Here is a 20,645-nt window from a genome sequence, read left to right on the forward strand (position 1 = left end):
CGCCCAATGCGCCCTCTCCTCGCCCTCGTCGCCGGCCTGCTGATCGCCTGGATGCCCGCCGGCCGGGCGGCGCCGCTGCAGCCGTTCGTCGCGACCTACGAGGCCTGGTACCAGGGCCGCCAGGCGGGCACCGCGACCATGCGGCTGCAGCCCGACGGGCCGAACTGGCAGATCGATTTAAGCATCCGCGGCAACCGCGGGTTTGCCGGCATTCTCGGGCTGAACGTCGAGCAGGGCACCCGATTCGACCTCGTCGGCGAGACCTTCCGCCCGTTGACCCAGCACACGCTGCGCAAGGCGGCAGTGCTGTTCAACCGCCGCACCGAGGGCATCTACGACTGGACACGGGGCGTTGCGACCTGGACCGGCGACATCAGCAAGCGCCGCCGCGCCCCGGTGCCGCTGCAGCCCGGCGACATGAGCGCGCTGCTGATCAACCTGGCGATCGTCCGCGACGCCGCCCCGGGCGCGGCACTGCAATACCGCTTCGTCGACGGCGGCCGCGCGCGCGACTATGCCTACCTCACCGCGCCCGAGCCGGAGATCGTCCAGGTCGCCGATGTCAGTTATTCGGCGTTGCGGGTTTCACGAACCAACGGCGGCAATGACGAGATGATCGTCTGGATCGCCGATGGCGTTCCCACCCCCATCCGCATCCTGCAACGCGAAGACGGCGAAGACGCGATCGACCTGCGCCTCGTCGAATACCAAGGAGTTCCCTAAGATGCCCCAGACGACCCGCCGCCCCCGCCTGCTCGCCGCCTGCGGCGCCGCCCTGCTGTCGCTCGCCACGCTGCCGGCGCTGGCACTCGAGCCCTTCACCGCGAGCTACCAGACGACCTTCATGGGTCTGCGTGGGCAGGCCGACATGAAGCTCGCCCGCGAAGGCAGCGCGCGCTGGAAGTACAGCCTCAACGTCACAGGTGCCGGCGCCCGGCTCGAACAAAGCACGGTGTTCGAAGCCAACGGAGACCAGTGGCGGCCGATCAGCAGCACCGACTCCCAGCGCGGCGAGTCGGGCCTGGCGGCGATGCTGGTCAAGCGTCGCAGTGTCAACGCGACCTACGACTGGAACGCCGGCGAGGCGCGTTGGAGCGGGGACGTCAAGGATGACCAGGGCGGCCCGGTGAAGCTGCAGTCCGGCGACCTGGACGGCATGCTGATGAATCTGGTGCTGGTGCGCGACGTGCAGGCAGGCCGCTCGCCGCTGCGCTATCGCCTTGTCGAGGACGGCCGCAGCAAGCGCCAGGTATTCGAGCGCCAGGGCACCGAGGCGGTGACGGTTGGCGGCCGCACACTGCAGGCGACCAAGGTGGTGCGTACCGACGGGCGGCGCGAGATCGTGGCCTGGATCGTCGACGATCTGCCGGTCCCGGCCCGGCTGCTGCAACGCCGCGACGGCAGCGACCATATCGACATGCGCCTGCAGTCGGTGAACTGAGCGCCGCTGGCGACTGAGCAAGGAAGGCCCCGCATTGCGGGGCCTTTTTCTGGGTGCTTGGTCGAAGTCAGTGGAATCTTGCTTTTTGCTCGCAAGATTACGGCGCGCGTCTCCGGAGCGCGCGTCGCGCCGGCAGGGAACTGCTTCCCGGCTCGGTCAGCCCGCTCCTCAGGCCAGCCCGGCGAAGCACGCCGCGCGTTCGTGCGGGCTGCGCGGCATGCCGCGCGAGCAGCCCACACTCATCCATGGCTGACTCGCCGCCGCAGACCAGCCCTGGCCCGCTATCGCAACCCGAGCAGCACGACGTACTGAGGCCGACAGCGCGCGACTTCTTTCAACGGGCGACGCTGCGTCCACCGAAGTCAGGTTGCAAACCTCTATGACAGCGGACTGGCAGCCGGTGGCCGCGTCGAGCGCGCCATGGATGGTGCGCGCCCGAGTCAAGGCAGGATGCCTTGCCGAGGGCAGAGCGGCTTCCGGCTGGCAGGCCGCTGCCTATCCGAAGGGGAGTGCCCCATTCCTGCCCCTGGGAGCGAAACCGTTCTCTTCTTCGGGCAGGAAGACCGGCTCGCGCCTACGGCGCGGCGGGCGTGGTCCGGCATTCGACGCGGATCGACTCGCCCGAGCCGCGTCGGCGGTAGTCGACGCAACTGCGGGCGCCGTCGGTCGTGCGCACGGCGACGATCATGAAGAAGCCCTGCAGCACCTCGCCGCGGGTCAGTTCGCCATCCTCGTTCCAGTCCATGTCCTTGAACTCGATGCCGCTCAAGGCCGCCGCGCCGGTGTAGCGCATCCAGCCCAGCGCCAGCAGCACCACGGCCAGCGTCGCGAACAGCGCGACCCGCCGGCTCGACATGCGACCGCGGAACGCCATCGTCAGCGCACCCGCCGGATGTTCGCGCCGAGGCCGCCGAGTTTGCGCTCGATGTGCTCGTAGCCGCGGTCGAGGTGGTAGATGCGGTCGATCGTCGTGTCGCCATCGGCCACCAGGCCGGCCAGGATCAGCGACGCCGAGGCGCGCAGGTCGGTCGCCATCACCGGCGCGCCGCTCAGCCGTTCGACCCCGGTGACCGAGGCCCTTGGCCCATCGATGTCGATCTCCGCGCCCAGGCGCATCAGTTCATTGACGTGCATGAAGCGGTTCTCGAAGATCGTCTCGTCGATCGTGCCGCGGCCGTCGGCGATGCAGTTGAGCGCCATGAACTGGGCCTGCATGTCGGTCGGAAATCCGGGATGCGGCGCGGTGACGATATCGACCGCGCGCGGGCGGCGGCCGTGCATGTCGAGCGTGATCCGATCACCGTCGATCGTGATCTCGGCACCGGCCTGGCGCAGCTTGTCGAGCACCGCGCCGAGCGTATCGGGACGCGTGGACGTGGCGGTCACCCGCCCGCCGGTCATCGCCGCGGCGACCAGGAACGTGCCGGTCTCGATACGATCGGCCACGACCGCATGCTGCGCCCCGTGCAGCGTCTCCACGCCGCGGACCTCGATCCGCGAGGTACCGGCGCCCCGGATGTCGGCGCCCATCGCGACCAGGCACTGCGCCAGATCGACGATCTCCGGTTCGCGCGCGGCGTTGTCGATCACGGTGTCGCCTTCGGCCAGCGTCGCGGCCATCAGCACGTTCTCGGTCGCGCCGACACTGATCGTCTCGAACGCCACGTGCCCGCCGCGCAGACGCTGCGCGCGGGCGCGGATGAAACCGTGCTCGACGGTGATCGTCGCCCCCAGCGCCTCGAGTGCCTTGATGTGCAGATCCACCGGCCGTGCACCGATCGCGCAGCCGCCGGGCAACGCCACTTCGGCCGCGCCGAAACGCGCGAGCAACGGCCCGAGCACCAGCACCGAGGCGCGCATCGTGCGCACCAGTTCGTACGGCGCGACGTGGCTGTGCACACCGCGCGGATCGACGATCACCCGCGCGCCTTCGACATCGTGCTCGACGCCGGCGCCGAGGCCGGCCAGCAGCTTGGCCGTGGTCAGCACGTCGTGCAGGTGCGGGACATTGCCGATCTCGACCGGCGCGTCGGCCAGCAGCGTCGCGCACAGGATCGGCAGCACCGCGTTCTTGGCGCCGGAGATGCGGACCTCGCCCTGCAGTGTGGCGCCGCCCGAGACGATGATGCTGTCCATCAGCCCTGCCCCGTCTGCCGCGCGTGTTCGTCGGGGGTCAGCGTGCGCAGCGCCAGTGCGTGGATCTCGCCACCCATGCGCGCGCCCAGCGTGGCGTACACCATGCGATGGCGGGCCAGCGGCAGCTTGCCGGCGAACGCCGGCGAGACGACCAGCGCTTCGAAATGGACGCCGTCGGCGCCCTCCACATGCACATGGGCGTCGGGCATGCCCTGCTGGATGAGTGCGGTGATGGTGCGGGTATCCAAGTCTTCGATCCTGTGGGCGCCGCAGGACGGGGCCGGGCGCCGCCTCGCGTGAAGCGGGGATGAGCCGTCTTCGACGCCGCCGACGGTCGCGGGGCATTCACGCCGGGAAGCGCATAAAATGAACGGCTTAGCCTAACGGAAAAGACCCTTGCCGGATACGTTCGACGACGCGGCCCAGGCCGTCTCCGCCCGCCCCGCCCCACGCACGGCGGCGTTCGCCGACAGCGGGCGTCAGGTGTTCGAGGTCGAGGTTCAGGGCCTGCACGCCGTGGCCGCCCGACTCGACGGCGCCTTCACCGCTGCCTGCACGCGCATCCTCGAGTGCCGCGGCCGGGTCGTGTGCACCGGCATGGGCAAGTCCGGCCATATCGCGCGCAAGATCGCCGCGACCCTGGCCTCGACCGGCACCCCGGCGTTCTATGTGCATCCGGGCGAGGCCGGGCACGGGGACCTGGGCATGATCACCGACGCCGACGTCGTGCTGGCGCTGTCGTACTCGGGCGAATCGGACGAGATCCTGATGCTGCTGCCGGTGCTCAAGCGCCAGGGCAACGGGCTGATCGCGATGACCGGCCGCCCGGCGTCGACGCTGGCCACCGCAGCCGACATCCATCTCGACATCAGCGTGCCGGCCGAGGCCTGCCCACTGGCGCTGGCGCCGACCAGCAGCACGACCGCCTCGCTGGTCATGGGCGATGCGCTGGCGGTGGCGCTGCTGGACGCCCGCGGCTTCACCGCCGATGACTTCGCCCGCTCCCACCCGGCCGGCGCGCTCGGCCGGCGCTTGCTGCTGCACATCCGCGACGTCATGCATGGCGGCGACGAGGTGCCCGCGGTGCGCGCGGACGCCTCACTGGCCGATGCGCTGATGGAGATGAGCCGCAAGCGGCTGGGCATGACCGTCGTCGTCGACGAGGCGCAGCGGCTGATCGGCCTGTACACCGACGGCGACCTGCGGCGCACGCTCACCGACCCGGGCATCGATGTGCGCGATGCCCGCATCGCCGACGTCATGACCCGCGACCCGATCGCGATCGACGCCGACGCGCTGGCGGTGGAAGCCGCGCGGCTGATGGAGACGCGCAAGATCACGATGCTGCCGGTGCTCGACGCCGAGCGCCGGGTCGTGGGCGCGCTGAATATTCAGGACCTGTTGCGCGCCCGCGTGGTGTAACCCCACTCTCCATTCATGGACAGAACGACACCGATGCCCGCCTCCCTTTTCGACCACGTGCCGCCCGATGTGCTCGCGCGCGCGGCGCGCGTGCGCCTGGCGTGCTTCGACGTCGACGGCACGCTGACCGACGGCGGGCTCGGTTTCGACAGCGAGGGACGGGAGATCAAGACCTTCCACGTCCACGACGGCCAGGGGCTGGTCATGCTGCGCAAGGCCGGCATCGCGGTGGCGATGGTCACCGCGCGCCCCGGCGGCATCGTCGAGCGCCGCGCCGCCGATCTGGGCGTTCAGGCGCATGTGCACGTCGCCGACAAGCGGGCGCGGGTCGTCGCGCTGTGCGCCGAACTCGGTCTGGGCGACGACCAGGTCGCGTTCATGGGCGACGACCTGGCCGACGTTGGTGCGATGCGCGAAGCGGGCCTGGCGGTGGCCCCGGCCGACGCCAACGCCTGCGCCGTCTCGGCCGCGCACTGGCGCACCCGCGCCCCCGGCGGGCGCGGCGCGGGCCGCGAACTGTGCGACCTGATCCTGCATGCGCAGGGTCGTCTGGCGACGATCCATGCCGACGGACGGGTCTCGTGAACTGGCGTCTGGGACTGACGCTGTTGCTGCTCACCGGCGCGCTGGTGTCGGGCTGGTCGGCCTGGCGCCAGAAGGACCGGTTGGCCGTCGACGGCCCCGCCGATACCCGCACCGACTATCTGCTGCGCGATTTCGATCTCGTCGCACTCGACAGCGACGGTCGCGAGGCATTCGCAGTGCAGGCGCCGCAACTGCAGCAGACCCCGGGCGCGCGCACGCTGGAACTGGTCACCCCGGTGTTCAACATCCCCGCCGAGTCGGGCGGCCACTGGCAGGTCCGGTCCAAGACCGGCTGGGTGTCGGAGGACAACGAACTGGTGCGTCTGCGCGGCGAGGTCACTGCGACCAGCCCCGACGGCGCGCCGCGCCCCACGACGATGCGCACCGAGGCGCTCGACGTGTTCCCGCAACGCAACCAGGCCGCCTCCGACGCGCTCGTGGACGTGGTCCAGCCCGGCTCTACAATGCAGGGCACGGGCATGCGCGCCGATCTCGAGTCGGGGCGGATCGAACTCCTTTCCCAGGTCAAATTCCGCAATGAACCCAATTCCCGCCGCTAGCCTGCTCCTCGTCCTGGCCCTTGCGCCCGGCGCCGTTCTGGCCAAGGCGGCCGACCGCAACCAGACGCTGTCGGTCGACGCCGGCGGCAGCGACTGCTCGGTCAGCAACGAGCAGTTGCCCTGCCTGTTCACCAACGGTGTGACCATCAGCCAGGGCACGCTCGAGATCCAGGCCAGCCGCGCCGACGTGCGCCGCCACGGCGGCGAGTTCCAACGGGTGATCCTGACCGGCGGCCCGGTCAAGATGAAGCAGCAGATGGACGACGGCGGCTGGGTCGACGCCACCGCCGCCCAGGCCGACTACAACATGCCCAACGACACCGTCGTGCTGACCGGCAACGCGGTCGTCAACCAGCCCGGCCGCGGCCGCATGGAGGGCGAGCGGATCGTCTACAACATGTCCACCGGCCAGGTGCAGGGCGGCGGCGAGGGCCATGGCCGCGTGCGCATGCAGTTCGAGCCGCGCAACCGCCAGCCGGCGCAGCCGGCCGCCACACCCGCCGCGCGGCCTGCGGCCCAGCCGGCAACGGAAGGCGGCCGCTGATGCTCGTCGCCGAGGGGTTGCGCAAGCGCTACAAACAGCGCGAGGTCGTCAAGGAATTCGGGCTGACGCTCGAGGCGGGCGAGGTCGTCGGCCTGCTCGGCCCCAACGGCGCCGGCAAGACCACCTGTTTTTACATGATCGTCGGCCTGGTCCCGGCCGATGCCGGACGCATCGTGCTCGACGGTCACGACATCACCGCCGAGCCGATGTACACCCGGGCCAAGCGCGGCGTCGGCTATCTGCCGCAGGAACCCTCGGTGTTCCGCAAGCTCAGCGTGGCCGACAACATCATGCTGGTGCTCGAACTGCGCGAGGACCTCGACAAGCCGGGCCGCGACAAGGCGCTGGCCGATCTGATGGACGAATTGCAGATCACCCACGTCGCCGACCAGGCTGGCGCCAGCCTGTCGGGCGGTGAACGCCGCCGGGTGGAGATCGCGCGCGCGCTCGCGGCCAACCCGCGGATGATCCTGCTCGACGAGCCGTTCGCCGGCGTCGACCCGATTTCCGTCGGCGAGATCCAGCGCATCGTCACCCATCTCAAGGAACGCGGCATCGGGGTGCTGATCACCGACCACAATGTCCGAGAGACCTTGGGAATCTGCGACCGCGCGTATATCCTCAGCGATGGCGGCGTGCTCGCGCAGGGAGCGCCCGAGGCGCTGTTGGCCGATCCGGACGTGCGCCGCGTTTACCTTGGGGATTCCTTCCGTCTGTAACGTGCTCGCGTATCCGGCCATGGAGATCCGGGGACGATGAAGCCACGGTTGCAGACATCGCAGGGGCAGCACCTGGTCCTGACGCCGCAGTTGCGTCAGGCGCTGCATCTGCTGCAGCTCTCGGCGGTGGAACTGGAGACCGAGATCGCCGCTGCGGTCGAGAGCAATCCGTTGCTCGACTGGGACGACGCCCCGATGCCGGCCCCATCGAGCGCGGGGGAGCGCGGCGACGGCCCGGCCGTCGGCGACGCCAGCCCCGACGCGTCGGACCGGACACACGACGACGAGGCCGCCGCCCCCGCCTGGGACGGCGACGATGGCTGGCAGGCCTCCGGCGGACAGCGCAGCGACGCCGACAGCGAAGGCGACGGCGATCCCGCCGATCGCATCGTCCAGTCCGAAGACCTGCGCGACCACCTGTCCTGGCAGTGGCATCTGAGCACGGTCTCGCCGCGGGATCGCAATATCGGCATCGCACTGATCGACGCGATCGATGACGATGGCTATCTGCGCGAAACGTTCGCGGGCATCGCCGAGGCGCTGCTGCCCGAGACCCGCGCCACCGAGGCCGAGATCGCCGCGGTGCTGTGTCGGATCCAGCGCTTCGACCCACCCGGGGTCGGCGCGCGCGACCTGGGCGAGTGTCTGCGGCTGCAACTCGAGGCGCTGCCTGCCGACACCCCCGGACGCGCCATCGCGCTGCAGGCGGCGACCACGCATATCGAACGACTGCCCAGGCTCGGCCCGCAGGGCCTGGCCGATGCACTGGGCCACACGCTCGAGCAGGCACAGACCGCGCTGCAGCTGCTGCGCAGCCTCGACCCGCGGCCCGGCGCACGGATCGGCGGCGTGCCGCACGACAACTACGTCACCCCCGACTGCGTGATCGGCCGCCACAACGGCGTCTGGCGCGTCACGCTGGCCGGCCGCCAGCATCCGCGGCTGACGATCCACCGCGGCTACGAACGCATGATCGAGCACGCCTGCAGCAGCGACGCAGGCTATCTGCGCGGGCGGCTGCAGGAGGCGCGCTGGCTGCTGCGCAACCTCGAGGCGCGCGGCGACACCCTGCTCAAGGTCGTGCGCTGCCTGGTGCGCCAGCAGTCGGGATTCCTGGAGTTCGGCGAACGCGCGTTGCGGCCGCTGACCCTGCGTGAGGTCGCCGAGGAGATCGGCATGCACGAATCGACGGTCTCGCGCGCGGTCGCGCGCAAGTACGTGCATACCCCGCGCGGCACCCTGCCACTGAAGGCGTTCTTCGCCTCGGGCATCGGCACCGAAGGCGGCGGCGAGGCCTCGAGCACCGCGATCCAGCAGATGATCCGCGGCCTGATCGACGCCGAGGATCCGCGCAAACCGCTGTCGGATGCGCGCCTGGCCGACCTGCTCAAGGCCGCCGGGGTGCCGGTCGCGCGCCGCACCGTGGCCAAATACCGTGAGGCGATGCAGATCGCCTCATCGCACGAACGCGTTCGCATCGCCTGAACTTCCCGCCCCGCACGATGGTCCTTAAGGGTGCGACCGGTGGCCGCTTGTCAGCCACGCCGGCCGCGCTACTCTGAACCCGACCGCCGGCACATCGACCGACGGTCCGTTTCCTACCTTGAAGGAGGTTGCCGATGCACGTCGAGACCCATGGCCATCAGATCGAAGTGACGCCCGCCCTGCGCGAGTACGTGGAGACCAAGCTGCAGAAGCTCTCCCGGCATTTCGACGGCCCGCTGGAGGTCCGCGTCCAGCTCAGCCTGGAGAAGCCCGATCACAAGGCCGAGGCGACGCTGACGATCGCCGGCAAGACGCAGCACGTCGATGCCAGCGCAGTCGACATGTACGCCGCGATCGACCTGCTGACCGACAAGCTCGATCGGATCGTCGTCAAGCATCGCAAGAAGATCGTCGACCATCATCGCGGTGAGAACCCCGCCCGCGACGGTACGTTCGGCTGATCGTTCCCTGGCCGGCCGCGGCGACGCGGCCGGCCGGCACCGACGGGCCGGAGACCTCGCCCGTCTTCCCTTCCCAGGCCGCAGGCGACATGCCCGCCGCGACCCGGACCGCGCGCTGCGACGACCCCGCGTCGAATCGGGCTAGACTGCTGGCCCCACGCCCCGTCCTCGAGCCCGCTCGGCATGCCTCTTTCCGATCTGCTCTCGGCCGACCGCATCGTGATGCTGGTCGCGCCTGGTTCCCGCGACGCTGTGCTGGATTCGGCTGCGCGTCTGCTGTCCGGCAATTCGCCCACCATGACCCCGCTGCTCGGCCGCGCCCTGCGCGAACGCGAGCAGTTGGGCAGCACCGGGATCGGACGCGGCGTCGCGATTCCCCATGCACGCAGCGGCGCGTTCCACGAGCCGCGCGCGGCGTTCCTGCGGCTGTCCTCGCCGGTCGACTTCGGCGCCGCGGACGGCGAGTCGGTCGACCTGGTCTTTGCGATGTGCGTGCCCGAACACCTGGTCGAGCAGCACCTGCAGTTCCTGTCGGGCTTGGTGGAGCGCTTCTCCGATGGCGCCTTCCGCGACGCGCTGCGCGGTGCACACGACCGTCACGCGCTGCAGGCGCTGCTGCTCGACGATGTCGGGCAATCGACTGCGGCCAACGCATGAACGCGACCATCGAAGCGCAGGAACTGTTCGCGCAGCTGCACGATCGACTGGGGCTGCGCTGGCTGGCCGGCCAGCATGGCGCGCAACGCTCGCTCGAGGCGGTGGAGACGATCGCCCGCCGCCCGTCGCTCGCCGGCTACCTCAACATCATCTACCCCAACAAGGTGCAGATCCTGGGCACCGAGGAGCTGGCCTGGCTCGACGGACTGGATTCTCGGCTGCGCTGGGAGACCATCGAGCGCATCGTCCAGTACCGTCCGCTGGCGCTGGTCATCAGCAAGGACCAGCCCTGCCCGGAGGATCTGCGTGAGGCGGCGGAGGAATCGCAGACTCCGCTGTGGAGCTCGCCCAACCGCGGCCACGAGCTGCTGAACCTGTTGCAGTACCACCTGGCGCGCGTGCTCGCGCCCAGGATCACGCTGCACGGGGTCTTCATGGAGATCTATTCGATCGGCGTGCTGATCACCGGCGAATCGGGATCGGGCAAGAGCGAACTGGCGCTGGAGTTGATCACCCGCGGCCACCGCCTGGTTGCCGACGACGCGCCCGAGTTCACCCAGATCGCACCGGACGTGCTCGACGGCACCTGCCCCGAGCTGCTGCAGGACCTGCTGGAACTGCGCGGCCTGGGCGTGCTCAACATCCGCGAGATGTTCGGCGACACCGCGGTCAAGCGGAACAAGTATCTGCGACTGATCGTGCACCTGAGCCGGCCCAACGCCGATCCCCTGGCCGGCGACAGCGACGGCATGGTGCGCTTGACCGGCGACCTGGGCATCCGCCGCGTGCTCGACCTGGACGTGCCGCTGATCACGCTGCCGGTCATGCCCGGCCGCAACCTCGCGGTGCTCGCCGAGGCCGCGACCCGCACGCATGTGCTGCGCACCAAGGGCCTGGACCCGGCGGCGGCGTTCCTGGCCCGGCATTCGCAGTTCCTCGAGCGGGGCGCGCCATGACCGATGCCCCGCTGCTGTACGTGGTCAGCGGCCTGTCGGGCGCCGGCAAGTCGGTCGCGCTGCGCACGCTCGAGGACCTGGACTTCTACTGCGTCGATAACCTGCCGGCCGGCATGCTGGCCGAGTTCGTCGGCAACGTGACCCGCGCCGACGAGCCGCCGCGGCGGCTCGCGGTCGGCATCGACGTTCGCAACCGGCATACCGACCTGTCGCGGATCCCGACCTGGCTGGCCGAGGTCGGCCGCATGGGGCTGGACCCGCGCCTGGTGTTCTTCGAGACCGGCGACGAGATCCTGCTGCGCCGCTACGCCGACACCCGCCGCCGCCATCCGCTCAGTCGCGTCGGCGTGTCGCTGGCCGACGCGATCGCGCTGGAGCGCACCTTGCTGCGACCGTTGCGGGCGCTGGCCGACACGGTGATCGACACCAGTGACCTCAATGTCCATCAGTTGCGCCGGCGCGTGGTCACCGAACTGCAACTGGCCGACAACGATGCGCTGTCGCTGTTGTTCGAATCCTTTGCCTACCGGCGCGGCGTGCCGCCCGATGCCGACTTCGTGTTCGACGCCCGTGCGCTGCCCAATCCGCACTGGGATCCACGCCTGCGGCCGCTGTCGGGGCGCGATGTCGATGTGCGGACCTGGTTCGAGGCCCATGCCGAGGTCGGCGAGTTCGTGGCGCAGGTCACGCAGTTCCTCGACACCTGGCTGCCGCGCATGCGCAGCGCCACGCGCAGCTACGTCACCGTCGCATTCGGTTGCAGCGGCGGCCGGCATCGTTCGGTCTACCTGGCCGAGGCGCTCGCGCGCCACGCCCGCGAGACCGGCTGGCCGGATGTGGCGACCTGGCACCGCGAGCTCGACTGAGCGCCCGTCCTTCACTCCACGACGTACGGCTCCGCGCGCTGCCGGCGGGAGACGCTGCATCGCGACTGCGACGCTTCCGGGCGGTCCCCTCGCTCTGGTAACGTCCACGCATGGCCGTCGGCGTACTCCTCTTGACCCACGAAGGCATCGGCACTGCGATGCACGCGGTGGCCGTGCGCCTGTTGACGCAGCTGCCGCTGCGCACCGCAGTGTTCGAGGTGCCCTTCGACGAGGCGCTCGAGGTGTCGCTCCCCAAGGCCAGCGCGGCGATGCGCACGGTGGACGATGGCGACGGCGTGCTGATCCTCACCGATCTCTACGGCGCCAGCCCCAGCAATGTCGCCGCCCAGCTCGCGCGGCTCGGCACCCCGGCCCGGCGCATCTCCGCGCTCAGTCTGCCGATGCTGCTGCGGGTGATGAATTATCCTGAGCAGGCGCTCGACGCGTTGCCGGCCACTGCCGCGGCGGGCGCCCGCAACGGCGTCGTCCTCGACGACGCCTGACGCACCGCCATCTTCTCGCTTCCAGGACAGGCCCCGCCCCCGATGATCGAACGTGAACTGCTCGTCGCCAACAAGCTCGGCCTGCATGCGCGCGCCACCGCCAAACTGGTGCAGGTGCTGTCGGGCTTCCGCTGCAATGCGACGCTGGTCGCCAAGGGCCGCGAGGTCAACGCCAAGAGCATCATGGGGGTGATGCTGCTGGCGGCCGGCCACGGCACGCGGGTGGTACTGCGGCTCGATGGCGACGACGAAGCCGCCGCGATGGACGCGGCCGCCGCGCTGTTCGAACGCCGGTTCGACGAGGAGGGGTGATGAACGCCTCGCCGCCCGCCCGCGCCACCTGCCGTCCGGCGGCGGGCGAGCACGCCTGATGCGGCAGTCGCTGCACGGGCACGGCGCCTCGCGCGGCAACGCGCTGGGGCGTGCGCGCGTCCGCGAACCGCATGCACTGGAAGTCGCCGAAGAGCGCATCAGCGCGGCACAGGCGCCGGCCGAGCTGGCGCGACTGCACGCTGCGATCGCCCAGGTGCGCGGCGAGATCCGCACCATGCGCGACCAGTTGCATGGCGCGCTGGCCCACGAGGTGGGCGAATTCCTCGACCTGCACACGCTGCTGCTCGACGACCCGGAACTGCTGCAGGGCCTGGACGAACTCGTCGGCACCGGGCTGTACGGCGCCGACTACGCGCTGCGGCTGCAGCGCGACCGTCTGGCGGCGGTGTTCGAAGGCATGGACGATGCCTACTTCCGCAGCCGCATCGAGGACATCGACCACGTCATCGGGCGGGTGCACGCGGCGCTGCATGCGCACGAGGCCGAGTTGCAAGGCGTGGCCGGCGAGATCCTGGTCACCGATGCCATCGCGCCGTCGGAGATCGGCCGGCTGCAGGCCCAGGGCGTGCTGGCCATCGTCACCTCGACCGGCAGCACGCTGTCGCATTCGGCGATCCTCGCCCGCAGCCTGCAGTTGCCGCTGATCGTCAACGCGCCGCAGGCACTGGCCCAGATCAACGACGGCGCGGTGTTGGTCGTCGATGGCGGCACCGGCGAGATCGTCGTCGAGCCCAACGCCGAGGATCTGCGCGCCTATCGCGCGCGGGTGCGCGAGGAAAAGCGCGAGCGCAAGCAGTTGCGGCGGCTCCGGCGCGAGCCGAGCAAGACACTCGACGGCGTCGACATGAAGCTGTGGGCCAATGCCGAATCGCGCGAGGACGTCGCCGAGGCGCACGCGCTGGGCGTGGCCGGCGTCGGCCTCTACCGCACCGAATTCCTGTTCCTGCAGAGTCGTGAAATCCCCGACGAGCACGCACAGTTCCGCGCCTATCGCGATCTGGTGCTGGGCATGACCGGCCGCACGGTGACGATCCGCACGCTCGACATCGGTGCCGACAAGGCCGACGACACCGGCCTGGCCCTGCGCCACGAGCCCAACCCCGCACTGGGTCTGCGCGGCGTCCGACTGTCGATGGCGCGCAACGGCTTGCTGGAGACCCAGTTGCGGGCGATCGCACGGGCCTCGGGCTACGGCCCGGTGCGGGTGCTGGTGCCGATGGTCAGTGGCCGCGAGGAGATCGTCGCGGTGCGCCGGTTGCTCGACCGGGTCCAGCGCGATCTGCACAGCGAGGGGCATGAGACCGCCGAGCGGATCGCGTTGGGGGCGATGATCGAGGTGCCGTCGGCGGCGATCGCGCTGCCCACCTTCGTGCGTGAGCTCGACTTCCTGTCGATCGGCACCAACGACCTGGTGCAGTACCTGCTGGCGGCCGACCGCAACAACGACGCCCTCGGCGACCTGTACTCGCCGCTGCATCCGGCGGTGATCCGCCTGCTGCACGGCATCGTGCGCGTGGCGCGCGCGCGCGGCATCTCGGCCTCGGTCTGCGGGGAGATCGCCGGCGACGCACGCTTCACCCCACTGCTGCTGGCGCTGGGCATCGAGGAACTGAGCCTGCACCCATCGCCGCTGCTGGAAGTGCGCCGCGCGATCCGCGGCATCGACCTGGGCGCCCTGCGATCGCGGACGCCGGCGTTGCTGCGCGCACGCGATCGCGCGGCGATCGAACGCTGGCTCGACACTGCGCAGCCGGCGCGCGGGGCCGCCTGACTCCGATCGCCGCCGGCCCGCACCAGGCCGGACTGACCGTGGTGTGATGGCGGCCGCGTCTTCCTGCCGTTCGACCGTTCCTATTCCGCAACACAGCGCGGATAATGCGCCGATGCACATCTGACCCAGTCGCGCCGCGTCCGTCGCGACGCGCAACGGAGCCATTCCATGGCCGAAGCCGTCCGCCACGACAAGACCGCGCGCCAGCTGCGCCTGCTTTCCGACGCCCTCGACAGCGGGCGGCTGGGGCCGGTGCGGCGCATGGTCAACACGCTGGCGCCGGCCGAGATCGGCAACCTGCTCGAGTCCTTGCCGCACGACAAGCGCATCGTGGTCTGGGGGCTGGTCGATGCCGATGACGACGGCGAGGTGCTGGTCCACGTCGGCGACGAGGTCCGCGAAAGCCTGATCGCGGACATGGACCCCGATGAGCTGGTCGCGGCGGTCGAGGATCTCGATATCGACGACCTCGCCGACCTGGTCGAGGACCTGCCCGATGCGGTCATCGACACGCTGCTGCGCTCGATGGACCGGGAGAACCGCGAACGCCTGGAGCAGGTGCTCTCCTATCCCGAGGACACCGCCGGCCGATTGATGAACCCCGACGTGGTGACGGTGCGCGCCGACACCACGGTCGACGTGGTGCTGCGCTTCCTGCGCCTGCGCGGCGAACTGCCCGATCACACCGACCATCTGTACGTGGTCAACCGTCGCCACCAGCTGATCGGCTGGGTCGCGCTGCAGGATCTGGTGACCCGCGATCCCGGCACCCCGATCAACCGGCTGATCGACGACGAGCTCGACTCGATCCACGTCGACGAATCGGCCGACCAGGTCGCACGCCAGTTCTCCGACAACGACTGGGTGTCCGCGCCGGTGGTCGACGACGGCAACGTGCTGCTGGGCCGGATCACCGTCGACGACGTCGTCGACATCATTCGCGAACAGGCCGAACATCAGGCCCTGGGCGCGGCGGGCCTGGACGAGGACGAAGACCTGTTCTCGCCGATCCGGCGCGCGGTGCGCGGCCGCGTCGTGTGGCTGGGCATCAACCTGCTGACCGCGTTCATGGCCGCCTTCGTGATCGGTCGCTTCGAGGCGACGATCGAACAGGTGGTCGCGCTGGCAGTGCTGATGCCGATCGTCGCCGGCATCGGCGGCAATGCCGCGGTGCAGGTGCTCACACTGATGGTGCGCGGCCTGGCACTGGGCCAGGTCGGCGCCAGCAACGCACGCATCCTGATGTGGAAGGAACTGCGCGTGGCGCTGATCAACGGCATGCTGATCGGCACCCTGGTGGCACTGGTCGCGCTGGTCTGGTTCCACGACTGGGTGCTGTCGCTGGTGATCTTCGCAGCCCTGGTCATCAACTTCTGTTCGGCCGCAACCGCCGGCGTGCTGCTGCCGTTGCTGCTCAAGCGCATGCGTGTCGACCCCGCGGTCGCCGGCACGGTCGTCGTCACCGCGGTGACCGACATCATGGGCTTCTTCAGCTTCCTCGGTCTGGCCACTGCGATCATGCTGCGCTGAAGAGGCCCACCGATGCCGCCGACCTCGCAACCGGGAAAGATCACCAGCTGGGACGATGGCCGCGGCTACGGGTTCGTCGAGCCTCTCGATCCTGCGGACGGGCCCCGCGCGTTCTTCCATATCCGCGATTACGACCAGGGCGGACGTCGGCCGGAAATCGGCGAGATCGTGCGCTACACGCCCGAACGCCAGGCCGATGGACGTTGGCGCGCCCATCGGGTGGTGCGCGTGTCGCTGGCCGCCACACGCGAGCGCCGATTGCGCCAGGCGCCACCGGCCCCAAGGCCGCGCGCGCGCGGCCCGGTCGGCGCGCTGGCGATGCTGCTGACGATCGCGCTGTGGGCCGCGGCGCTGGCCTGGGGCATCGACACCGGCCGCCTGCCTGCCATGCTCGTCCCAGGGCTGGCGGTTCTCAACCTGGTCACGTTCGGGATGTATGCGGTCGACAAGCGCGCCGCGCAGGCCGGACGCCGACGCACGCCCGAAGCCCAGTTGCACCTGTTCGAACTGCTCGGCGGCTGGCCGGCTGCCTGGCTCGCGCAACGCCTGCTGCGGCACAAGAGCGTCAAGCGCGCCTACCGTCATGTCTTCGTGGCGATGATCGCGCTGCATGCGATCGCCCTCGCCCTCGTCCTGCGGCCCGCCCTCTGAGCGCGCCCCGTCCTGGAGCCTCCGATGTCCCTGCCCCCCGATTCCACGTCCCGCCGCCGCGTGCTGCGCGGTCTCGCACTCGCTGGTGCCGGCGGCGCAGCCTGGCTCGCCGGCTGTCGCTCGTCGCCGTCCGCGCAGGCACCGGGCCGCTTCGTGCGCCGTACGGTCGAGGTGGGTGGACACCGCTACGCCTACCAGGTCTTCGTGCCGACGGCAGCCCTGCCCCGGCCGCTGCCGGTGGTGCTGTTCCTGCACGGTTCGGGCGAACGCGGCAGCGACGGCGACAAGCAGACCCACGCCGGCCTGGGGCCGTACGTGCGCGCGCACGCGGCCGATTTCCCGGCCCTGGTGGTATTCCCGCAATCGCCCGAGGGCACGTCATGGGAAGGCGATGTGGCGACGATGGCCCTGGCCACGCTCGATGCCGCGACCGCCGAGTTCGACGGCGACCCGGGGCGCACCTCGCTGACCGGCATGTCCCGCGGCGGCTACGGCACCTGGTCGCTGGCCTTGCGTGCGCCCGAACGCTTCGCCGCGCTGGTGCCGGTCTGCGGCGGCATCACCCCGCCCGGCACACGCCCCGATCTCAACAGCCTGCAGGTCGAATCGACCCGCGATACGCCCGATCCGTTCGACGCCGCCGCGCAACGGCTGCGCGACATCCCGAGCTGGCTGTTCCACGGCGCCCGCGACGATGTCGTGCCACCGGACCAGTCGCGCCGGATGTACGCCGCGCTGCAGCGCGCCGGCGCCGACGTGCGTTACACCGAGTTCCCCGACGCCAACCACAATAGCTGGGACGCGGCCTACGCCACGCAGGCGCTGTGGGATTGGCTGTTCGCGCAGCGGCGCTGAGCGACGCGTCGCCCGAGCAGAGCACGGACCGGGGCATCGTCGGCCACGCGCGACGCGCGACTAAGGCGCGGCGCGCGCGCCCGTCCGCAGCCGCCGCGCCAGCGCACCGAGCGCGGCGATCACTGCGACCAGCAGCACCATCGACAGGAACTGCGCGCGGGTGTCGGGGGAGACGATCAACAGCACGAAGATCAGCCCCAGGATCGCCAGCGCGGCCAGGGTCGGCACCGGGAATCCGCGCATCCGGTACGGCAGCGCCGCGCCGACTCGGTCGGCGCGGCGGCGCAGGATCAGCTGCGAGACCAGCGCGATCGTCCACACCAGCAGGCAGGTCGCGCCGACGATGTTGAGCAGCACCGGCAACACCCGCTGCGGGAACAGCAGCTCCAGGCCCGCCGCGAGGAAACCGAAGGCGACACTGGCCAGCACCGCGGCGACCGGCACCTGGCGACGGTCGCTGCGACCAAGCACCGCCGGCGCTTCCCCGCGCCGGGCCAGCGACCAGATCATCCGCGACGCGCCGTAGAGGTTGGCGTTGAGCGCCGACAGCAACGCGATCACCGCGACCAGGGTGATCGCGGCCGCCGCGCCGGGAATGCGCGCCACCTGCAGCACCGCCGCGAACGGTGAGGCCAGCGCCGGGCTGTTCCAGGGCACGACGGCCACGATCACCGCGATCGAGCCCAGATAGAACACCAGGATGCGCCAGGCGACGGTGCGGATCGCGCGCGCGAGGCTGCGCGCCGGATCGTCGGTCTCGGCGGCGGCGATGGCGACGATCTCGGTGCCCCCGAACGCGAACACCACCACCAGCAGCGCCGCGCCGATGCCCATCAGTCCGTTCGGTGCGAAGCCACCATCGGCATGGAAATGCGCCAGCCCCGGCGATGCCACGTCCGGCAGCCAGCCCAGCAGCAGCGCGACGCCGACCGCGATGAACGCCAGGATCGCGACCACCTTGAGGATCGCGAACCAGAACTCGAACTCGCCGAAGTGGCGCACACCCAGCAGGTTGATCGCGGTGAACGCGGCCATGAACGTCAGCGCCAACCCGGGTACCGAGACGCCGGGCCACAAGGTGGCCAGCAGGCCGGCGGCGCCGACCGCCTCGGCGGCGATGACGATGACCACCTGCAGCCACCACAGCCAGCCGACGGTGGCGCCGGCGGTCGCGCCCATCGCGTCCTCGGCGTAGACCGAGAACGCACCACTGGCCGGCTTGGCCGCGGCCATCTCGCCGAGCGCGTGCATGACCACGATCACCAGCGCGCCGGCGATCAGATAGGACAGCAGCACCGCCGGACCGGCGACCTGGATGCCGACGCCCGAGCCCAGGAACAGACCGGCGCCGATCGCGCTGCCCAGGCCCATCATCACCAACTGGCGGGGCTTGAGCGCGTGCGCGGCGGTGGCGACCGGGCGGCCGGCCTGTGGACGGGGCGTGCGGGTGGGCTGCATCGGGGCCGGTCTGGTTCGAAAGCGAGGCACGATACAGGATCGCGGCCGCGCGTTCGGCGCCGGCCCCGGACGCGCGACCCGCAGCGGTCAGTCGCGATCGAGGTCGAAGCGCCTGCGCAGGAATGTGGCACCGTCCTCCAGCGCCTGCCGGGCGATGGCCGAGACCGACACTGCCTCGATGAAGCTGTGCGGGGCGCCCTTGTAGAGCTTGACCTCGACGCCGACGCCAGCGGCCAGCAGCTTGCCGGCCATCGTCAGGTTCTGCTCGGCGAGCACGTCGCACTCGCCCACGCCGATGAAGAACGGCGGCAGCCCCTCCACCTCGGCGAGCAGGCCGTGCGCATAAGGCGCATTGCGGTCGCCAGGCCGGGAAATGTAGTGGTTCCAGAACGTGTCCACCTCGGCGGCGGTCAGCATGTCCTCGGCGGTGCCGTAGCGGCGGCGCGAATGCGGCGAGCAGTCGGGCGTGTAGCCGGCGTAGTAGTTCAGCGCCGCGGCCACGCGCCCGCCCTCGCCCAGATCGCGCAACGCCAGCAACGCGCCGGTAGTGAGGTTGCCGCCGGCCGAATCCCCGCCCAGCGCGAGCCGCGATGCATCCAGCCCATGCGCGGCGCCGTGGTCCTGGAGCCAGCGCACGACATCGACGACCTGTTCGAGCGCGACCGGATAATGCACCTCGGGCGACAGCGCGTAGTCGATGCCGACGACCGTGACACCAGCGCGCGCTGCCAGTTCGCGCATCACCCGGTCGTGGGTGTCGAGGCTGAACATCGCCCAGCCGCCGCCATGCAGGAACCCCAGCGTCGGCTTGGACGTGCCCGGCGCGGGATCGTGGATACGCAGGCGCACCGGGCCGTGGCGGGTCGGTGCGGTCACCTCCTCGGTGCGGCCCATGACCGGGCCGCCCTCCCGCCAGGGACGCCGGACCTGTTCGACGATCTCGCGCCGCGCGGGCCAGCCCAGGTCGCGTCCGGCCACCAGCCGCCGGCCCTCGGCGATCACGCTGTCGATGAAACCGGCGATCTCCGGATCGATCGGCCGCGCACGCGGTTCGATCGCGGCGATCGCATCGGCACCGCGGCCGTCGTCGAAGCGCCGCATCCACGCCGCCAGGTCATGCTGACGCGTGTCCCACAGGCCGCGCAGGATGTCGTCGAACACATCGTCGCGCTCGTCCTGGCCCAGCTTGAAGGTGGCGTGGGTGGCGCGCACGTGCGCATGGAAGCCGACGACGGCCCCGCGCAGACTGTCATAACGCGGTCCCACTTCCTCCACGCCCCAGGCCCCGGGACGGTCGCGCTCCAGATCGTCGGTGAGATGCCGCAACAGCGCGTCCGCGTCCTCCGGCGTGTCGCGCAGTTCGATCTCGACCTGGAACACCGCCGCGGCATAGTTCCAGGTCGGCGCGCGCGTGCGATCGGCGAACCACGACGGCGAGACATAACCATGCGGCCCCAGCAGCAGCACGGTAGCGCGCGGATCCTCGACGAACGCACGCCATTGCGGGTTGCGGCGGGCGAAATGCCCGAGCAGGCGCAGCGGCGTGCCATCGGCATCGCATTCGAGCTGGACGGGCAGCGGCGTGGTGGCCAGCGCGCCGGCGGCGCCGGACACGATCCAGGCGAACGGTTGCTCGGCGACGAGGTCGGCGACATCGCGCGCGCAGCGGGCTTGAAACGGGGAAGACATGGACATGCGAACCTGGTCGGGGG

Annotated in this window: 23 protein-coding genes; 18 read left to right on the forward strand and 5 right to left on the reverse strand. The window is 70.5% G+C overall.

Going from position 1 to position 20,645, the window contains the following annotated elements:
• Positions 1-6: 6 nt before the first annotated feature.
• Both FHW73_RS14060 and FHW73_RS14065 read left to right on the forward strand, forming a co-directional pair.
• Entirely contained in the window at positions 7-723 is a 717-nt protein-coding gene (locus FHW73_RS14060) for a DUF3108 domain-containing protein (protein WP_183427385.1), read from the forward strand.
• Between the two features lies 1 nt (position 724).
• Entirely contained in the window at positions 725-1,441 is a 717-nt protein-coding gene (locus FHW73_RS14065) for a DUF3108 domain-containing protein (protein WP_183427386.1), read from the forward strand.
• A gap of 574 nt (positions 1,442-2,015) precedes the next feature.
• On the opposite strand, the gene FHW73_RS14070 is transcribed toward FHW73_RS14065, so the two are convergent.
• The 3 genes from FHW73_RS14070 to FHW73_RS14080 are packed head-to-tail and all read right to left on the reverse strand — an operon-like array spanning position 2,016 to position 3,825.
• Positions 2,016-2,315, reverse strand: coding sequence for a hypothetical protein (locus tag FHW73_RS14070; protein WP_183427387.1), 300 nt, complete (start codon positions 2,313-2,315; stop codon positions 2,016-2,018).
• Positions 2,316-2,317: 2 nt separating this feature from the next.
• Positions 2,318-3,577 (reverse strand): UDP-N-acetylglucosamine 1-carboxyvinyltransferase, encoded by a 1,260-nt coding sequence (gene murA / locus FHW73_RS14075; RefSeq protein ID WP_183427388.1) that lies wholly within the window; start codon positions 3,575-3,577, stop codon positions 2,318-2,320.
• Entirely contained in the window at positions 3,577-3,825 is a 249-nt protein-coding gene (locus tag FHW73_RS14080; RefSeq protein WP_183427389.1) for a BolA/IbaG family iron-sulfur metabolism protein, read from the reverse strand. Before FHW73_RS14080 ends, murA begins: the two co-directional genes overlap by 1 nt.
• A gap of 235 nt (positions 3,826-4,060) precedes the next feature.
• On the opposite strand from FHW73_RS14080, the gene FHW73_RS14085 reads away from it, so the two are divergent.
• From FHW73_RS14085 to FHW73_RS14160, 16 genes are all read left to right on the forward strand, one after another.
• Positions 4,061-4,999 (forward strand): KpsF/GutQ family sugar-phosphate isomerase, encoded by a 939-nt coding sequence (locus tag FHW73_RS14085; protein ID WP_345776198.1) that lies wholly within the window; start codon positions 4,061-4,063, stop codon positions 4,997-4,999.
• Between the two features lie 33 nt (positions 5,000-5,032).
• A complete protein-coding gene (locus tag FHW73_RS14090; protein WP_183427391.1) occupies positions 5,033-5,584 on the forward strand; it encodes an HAD hydrolase family protein in 552 nt (183 codons plus the stop codon).
• On the forward strand, positions 5,581-6,144 hold the full coding sequence (lptC, locus tag FHW73_RS14095; protein ID WP_183427392.1) for an LPS export ABC transporter periplasmic protein LptC: 564 nt from the start codon (positions 5,581-5,583) through the stop codon (positions 6,142-6,144). Before FHW73_RS14090 ends, lptC begins: the two co-directional genes overlap by 4 nt.
• Positions 6,122-6,688, forward strand: coding sequence for a lipopolysaccharide transport periplasmic protein LptA (lptA, locus tag FHW73_RS14100; protein WP_183427393.1), 567 nt, complete (start codon positions 6,122-6,124; stop codon positions 6,686-6,688). The genes lptC and lptA overlap by 23 nt, the downstream gene beginning before the upstream one ends.
• On the forward strand, positions 6,688-7,407 hold the full coding sequence (gene lptB / locus FHW73_RS14105) for an LPS export ABC transporter ATP-binding protein (protein ID WP_183427394.1): 720 nt from the start codon (positions 6,688-6,690) through the stop codon (positions 7,405-7,407). Before lptA ends, lptB begins: the two co-directional genes overlap by 1 nt.
• A 36-nt stretch (positions 7,408-7,443) precedes the next feature.
• Entirely contained in the window at positions 7,444-8,892 is a 1,449-nt protein-coding gene (locus FHW73_RS14110; RefSeq protein ID WP_183427395.1) for an RNA polymerase factor sigma-54, read from the forward strand.
• A gap of 134 nt (positions 8,893-9,026) precedes the next feature.
• Positions 9,027-9,353, forward strand: a complete 327-nt coding sequence (gene raiA, locus FHW73_RS14115; RefSeq protein WP_183427396.1) for a ribosome-associated translation inhibitor RaiA — start codon at positions 9,027-9,029, stop codon at positions 9,351-9,353.
• Between the two features lie 183 nt (positions 9,354-9,536).
• Entirely contained in the window at positions 9,537-10,010 is a 474-nt protein-coding gene (locus tag FHW73_RS14120) for a PTS sugar transporter subunit IIA (RefSeq protein ID WP_183427397.1), read from the forward strand.
• The gene (gene hprK, locus FHW73_RS14125; protein ID WP_183427398.1) at positions 10,007-10,966 is read left to right on the forward strand and encodes an HPr(Ser) kinase/phosphatase; all 960 of its coding nucleotides are present in this window, start codon (positions 10,007-10,009) and stop codon (positions 10,964-10,966) included. The genes FHW73_RS14120 and hprK overlap by 4 nt, the downstream gene beginning before the upstream one ends.
• Complete coding sequence (gene rapZ / locus FHW73_RS14130; protein WP_183427399.1) at positions 10,963-11,832, forward strand: RNase adapter RapZ; 870 nt, start codon at positions 10,963-10,965, stop codon at positions 11,830-11,832. Before hprK ends, rapZ begins: the two co-directional genes overlap by 4 nt.
• Before the next feature lie 110 nt (positions 11,833-11,942).
• The gene (locus FHW73_RS14135) at positions 11,943-12,335 is read left to right on the forward strand and encodes a PTS fructose IIA subunit family protein (protein ID WP_183427400.1); all 393 of its coding nucleotides are present in this window, start codon (positions 11,943-11,945) and stop codon (positions 12,333-12,335) included.
• A 42-nt stretch (positions 12,336-12,377) separates the two neighbouring features.
• On the forward strand, positions 12,378-12,647 hold the full coding sequence (locus FHW73_RS14140) for an HPr family phosphocarrier protein (RefSeq protein WP_183427401.1): 270 nt from the start codon (positions 12,378-12,380) through the stop codon (positions 12,645-12,647).
• A gap of 58 nt (positions 12,648-12,705) precedes the next feature.
• A complete protein-coding gene (gene ptsP / locus FHW73_RS14145) occupies positions 12,706-14,439 on the forward strand; it encodes a phosphoenolpyruvate--protein phosphotransferase (RefSeq protein WP_183427402.1) in 1,734 nt (577 codons plus the stop codon).
• A gap of 168 nt (positions 14,440-14,607) precedes the next feature.
• Entirely contained in the window at positions 14,608-15,969 is a 1,362-nt protein-coding gene (gene mgtE, locus FHW73_RS14150) for a magnesium transporter (protein ID WP_183427403.1), read from the forward strand.
• A gap of 12 nt (positions 15,970-15,981) precedes the next feature.
• Positions 15,982-16,620, forward strand: a complete 639-nt coding sequence (locus tag FHW73_RS14155; RefSeq protein WP_183427404.1) for a DUF1294 domain-containing protein — start codon at positions 15,982-15,984, stop codon at positions 16,618-16,620.
• Between the two features lie 24 nt (positions 16,621-16,644).
• On the forward strand, positions 16,645-17,475 hold the full coding sequence (locus FHW73_RS14160) for a prolyl oligopeptidase family serine peptidase (protein WP_183427405.1): 831 nt from the start codon (positions 16,645-16,647) through the stop codon (positions 17,473-17,475).
• A gap of 60 nt (positions 17,476-17,535) precedes the next feature.
• Here FHW73_RS14160 and FHW73_RS14165 read toward each other — a convergent pair whose 3' ends face one another.
• Together FHW73_RS14165 and FHW73_RS14170 are read right to left on the reverse strand one after the other, a co-directional pair.
• Entirely contained in the window at positions 17,536-18,933 is a 1,398-nt protein-coding gene (locus tag FHW73_RS14165; RefSeq protein ID WP_183427406.1) for an amino acid permease, read from the reverse strand.
• Between the two features lie 87 nt (positions 18,934-19,020).
• A complete protein-coding gene (locus FHW73_RS14170; protein WP_183427407.1) occupies positions 19,021-20,628 on the reverse strand; it encodes an alpha/beta hydrolase fold domain-containing protein in 1,608 nt (535 codons plus the stop codon).
• Positions 20,629-20,645: the final 17 nt, after the last annotated feature.

Origin of the sequence: Luteimonas sp. RC10 (assembly GCF_014192745.1) — a bacterium.
Classification (GTDB): domain Bacteria; phylum Pseudomonadota; class Gammaproteobacteria; order Xanthomonadales; family Xanthomonadaceae; genus Luteimonas.

Excerpts from the sequence above, each read along its gene's own strand:
- FHW73_RS14060 (WP_183427385.1), top strand. The coding sequence starts at position 7 with ATGCGCCCTCTCCTCGCCCTCGTCGCCGGCCTGCTGATCGCCTGGATG.
- FHW73_RS14065 (WP_183427386.1), top strand. The coding sequence starts at position 725 with ATGCCCCAGACGACCCGCCGCCCCCGCCTGCTCGCCGCCTGCGGCGCC.
- FHW73_RS14070 (WP_183427387.1), bottom strand. The coding sequence starts at position 2,315 with ATGGCGTTCCGCGGTCGCATGTCGAGCCGGCGGGTCGCGCTGTTCGCG.
- murA (WP_183427388.1), bottom strand. The coding sequence starts at position 3,577 with ATGGACAGCATCATCGTCTCGGGCGGCGCCACACTGCAGGGCGAGGTC.
- FHW73_RS14090 (WP_183427391.1), top strand. The coding sequence starts at position 5,033 with ATGCCCGCCTCCCTTTTCGACCACGTGCCGCCCGATGTGCTCGCGCGC.
- lptA (WP_183427393.1), top strand. The coding sequence starts at position 6,122 with ATGAACCCAATTCCCGCCGCTAGCCTGCTCCTCGTCCTGGCCCTTGCG.
- lptB (WP_183427394.1), top strand. The coding sequence starts at position 6,688 with ATGCTCGTCGCCGAGGGGTTGCGCAAGCGCTACAAACAGCGCGAGGTC.
- FHW73_RS14110 (WP_183427395.1), top strand. The coding sequence starts at position 7,444 with ATGAAGCCACGGTTGCAGACATCGCAGGGGCAGCACCTGGTCCTGACG.
- raiA (WP_183427396.1), top strand. The coding sequence starts at position 9,027 with ATGCACGTCGAGACCCATGGCCATCAGATCGAAGTGACGCCCGCCCTG.
- FHW73_RS14120 (WP_183427397.1), top strand. The coding sequence starts at position 9,537 with ATGCCTCTTTCCGATCTGCTCTCGGCCGACCGCATCGTGATGCTGGTC.
- hprK (WP_183427398.1), top strand. The coding sequence starts at position 10,007 with ATGAACGCGACCATCGAAGCGCAGGAACTGTTCGCGCAGCTGCACGAT.
- rapZ (WP_183427399.1), top strand. The coding sequence starts at position 10,963 with ATGACCGATGCCCCGCTGCTGTACGTGGTCAGCGGCCTGTCGGGCGCC.
- FHW73_RS14135 (WP_183427400.1), top strand. The coding sequence starts at position 11,943 with ATGGCCGTCGGCGTACTCCTCTTGACCCACGAAGGCATCGGCACTGCG.
- FHW73_RS14140 (WP_183427401.1), top strand. The coding sequence starts at position 12,378 with ATGATCGAACGTGAACTGCTCGTCGCCAACAAGCTCGGCCTGCATGCG.
- ptsP (WP_183427402.1), top strand. The coding sequence starts at position 12,706 with ATGCGGCAGTCGCTGCACGGGCACGGCGCCTCGCGCGGCAACGCGCTG.
- mgtE (WP_183427403.1), top strand. The coding sequence starts at position 14,608 with ATGGCCGAAGCCGTCCGCCACGACAAGACCGCGCGCCAGCTGCGCCTG.
- FHW73_RS14155 (WP_183427404.1), top strand. The coding sequence starts at position 15,982 with ATGCCGCCGACCTCGCAACCGGGAAAGATCACCAGCTGGGACGATGGC.
- FHW73_RS14160 (WP_183427405.1), top strand. The coding sequence starts at position 16,645 with ATGTCCCTGCCCCCCGATTCCACGTCCCGCCGCCGCGTGCTGCGCGGT.
- FHW73_RS14165 (WP_183427406.1), bottom strand. The coding sequence starts at position 18,933 with ATGCAGCCCACCCGCACGCCCCGTCCACAGGCCGGCCGCCCGGTCGCC.
- FHW73_RS14170 (WP_183427407.1), bottom strand. The coding sequence starts at position 20,628 with ATGTCCATGTCTTCCCCGTTTCAAGCCCGCTGCGCGCGCGATGTCGCC.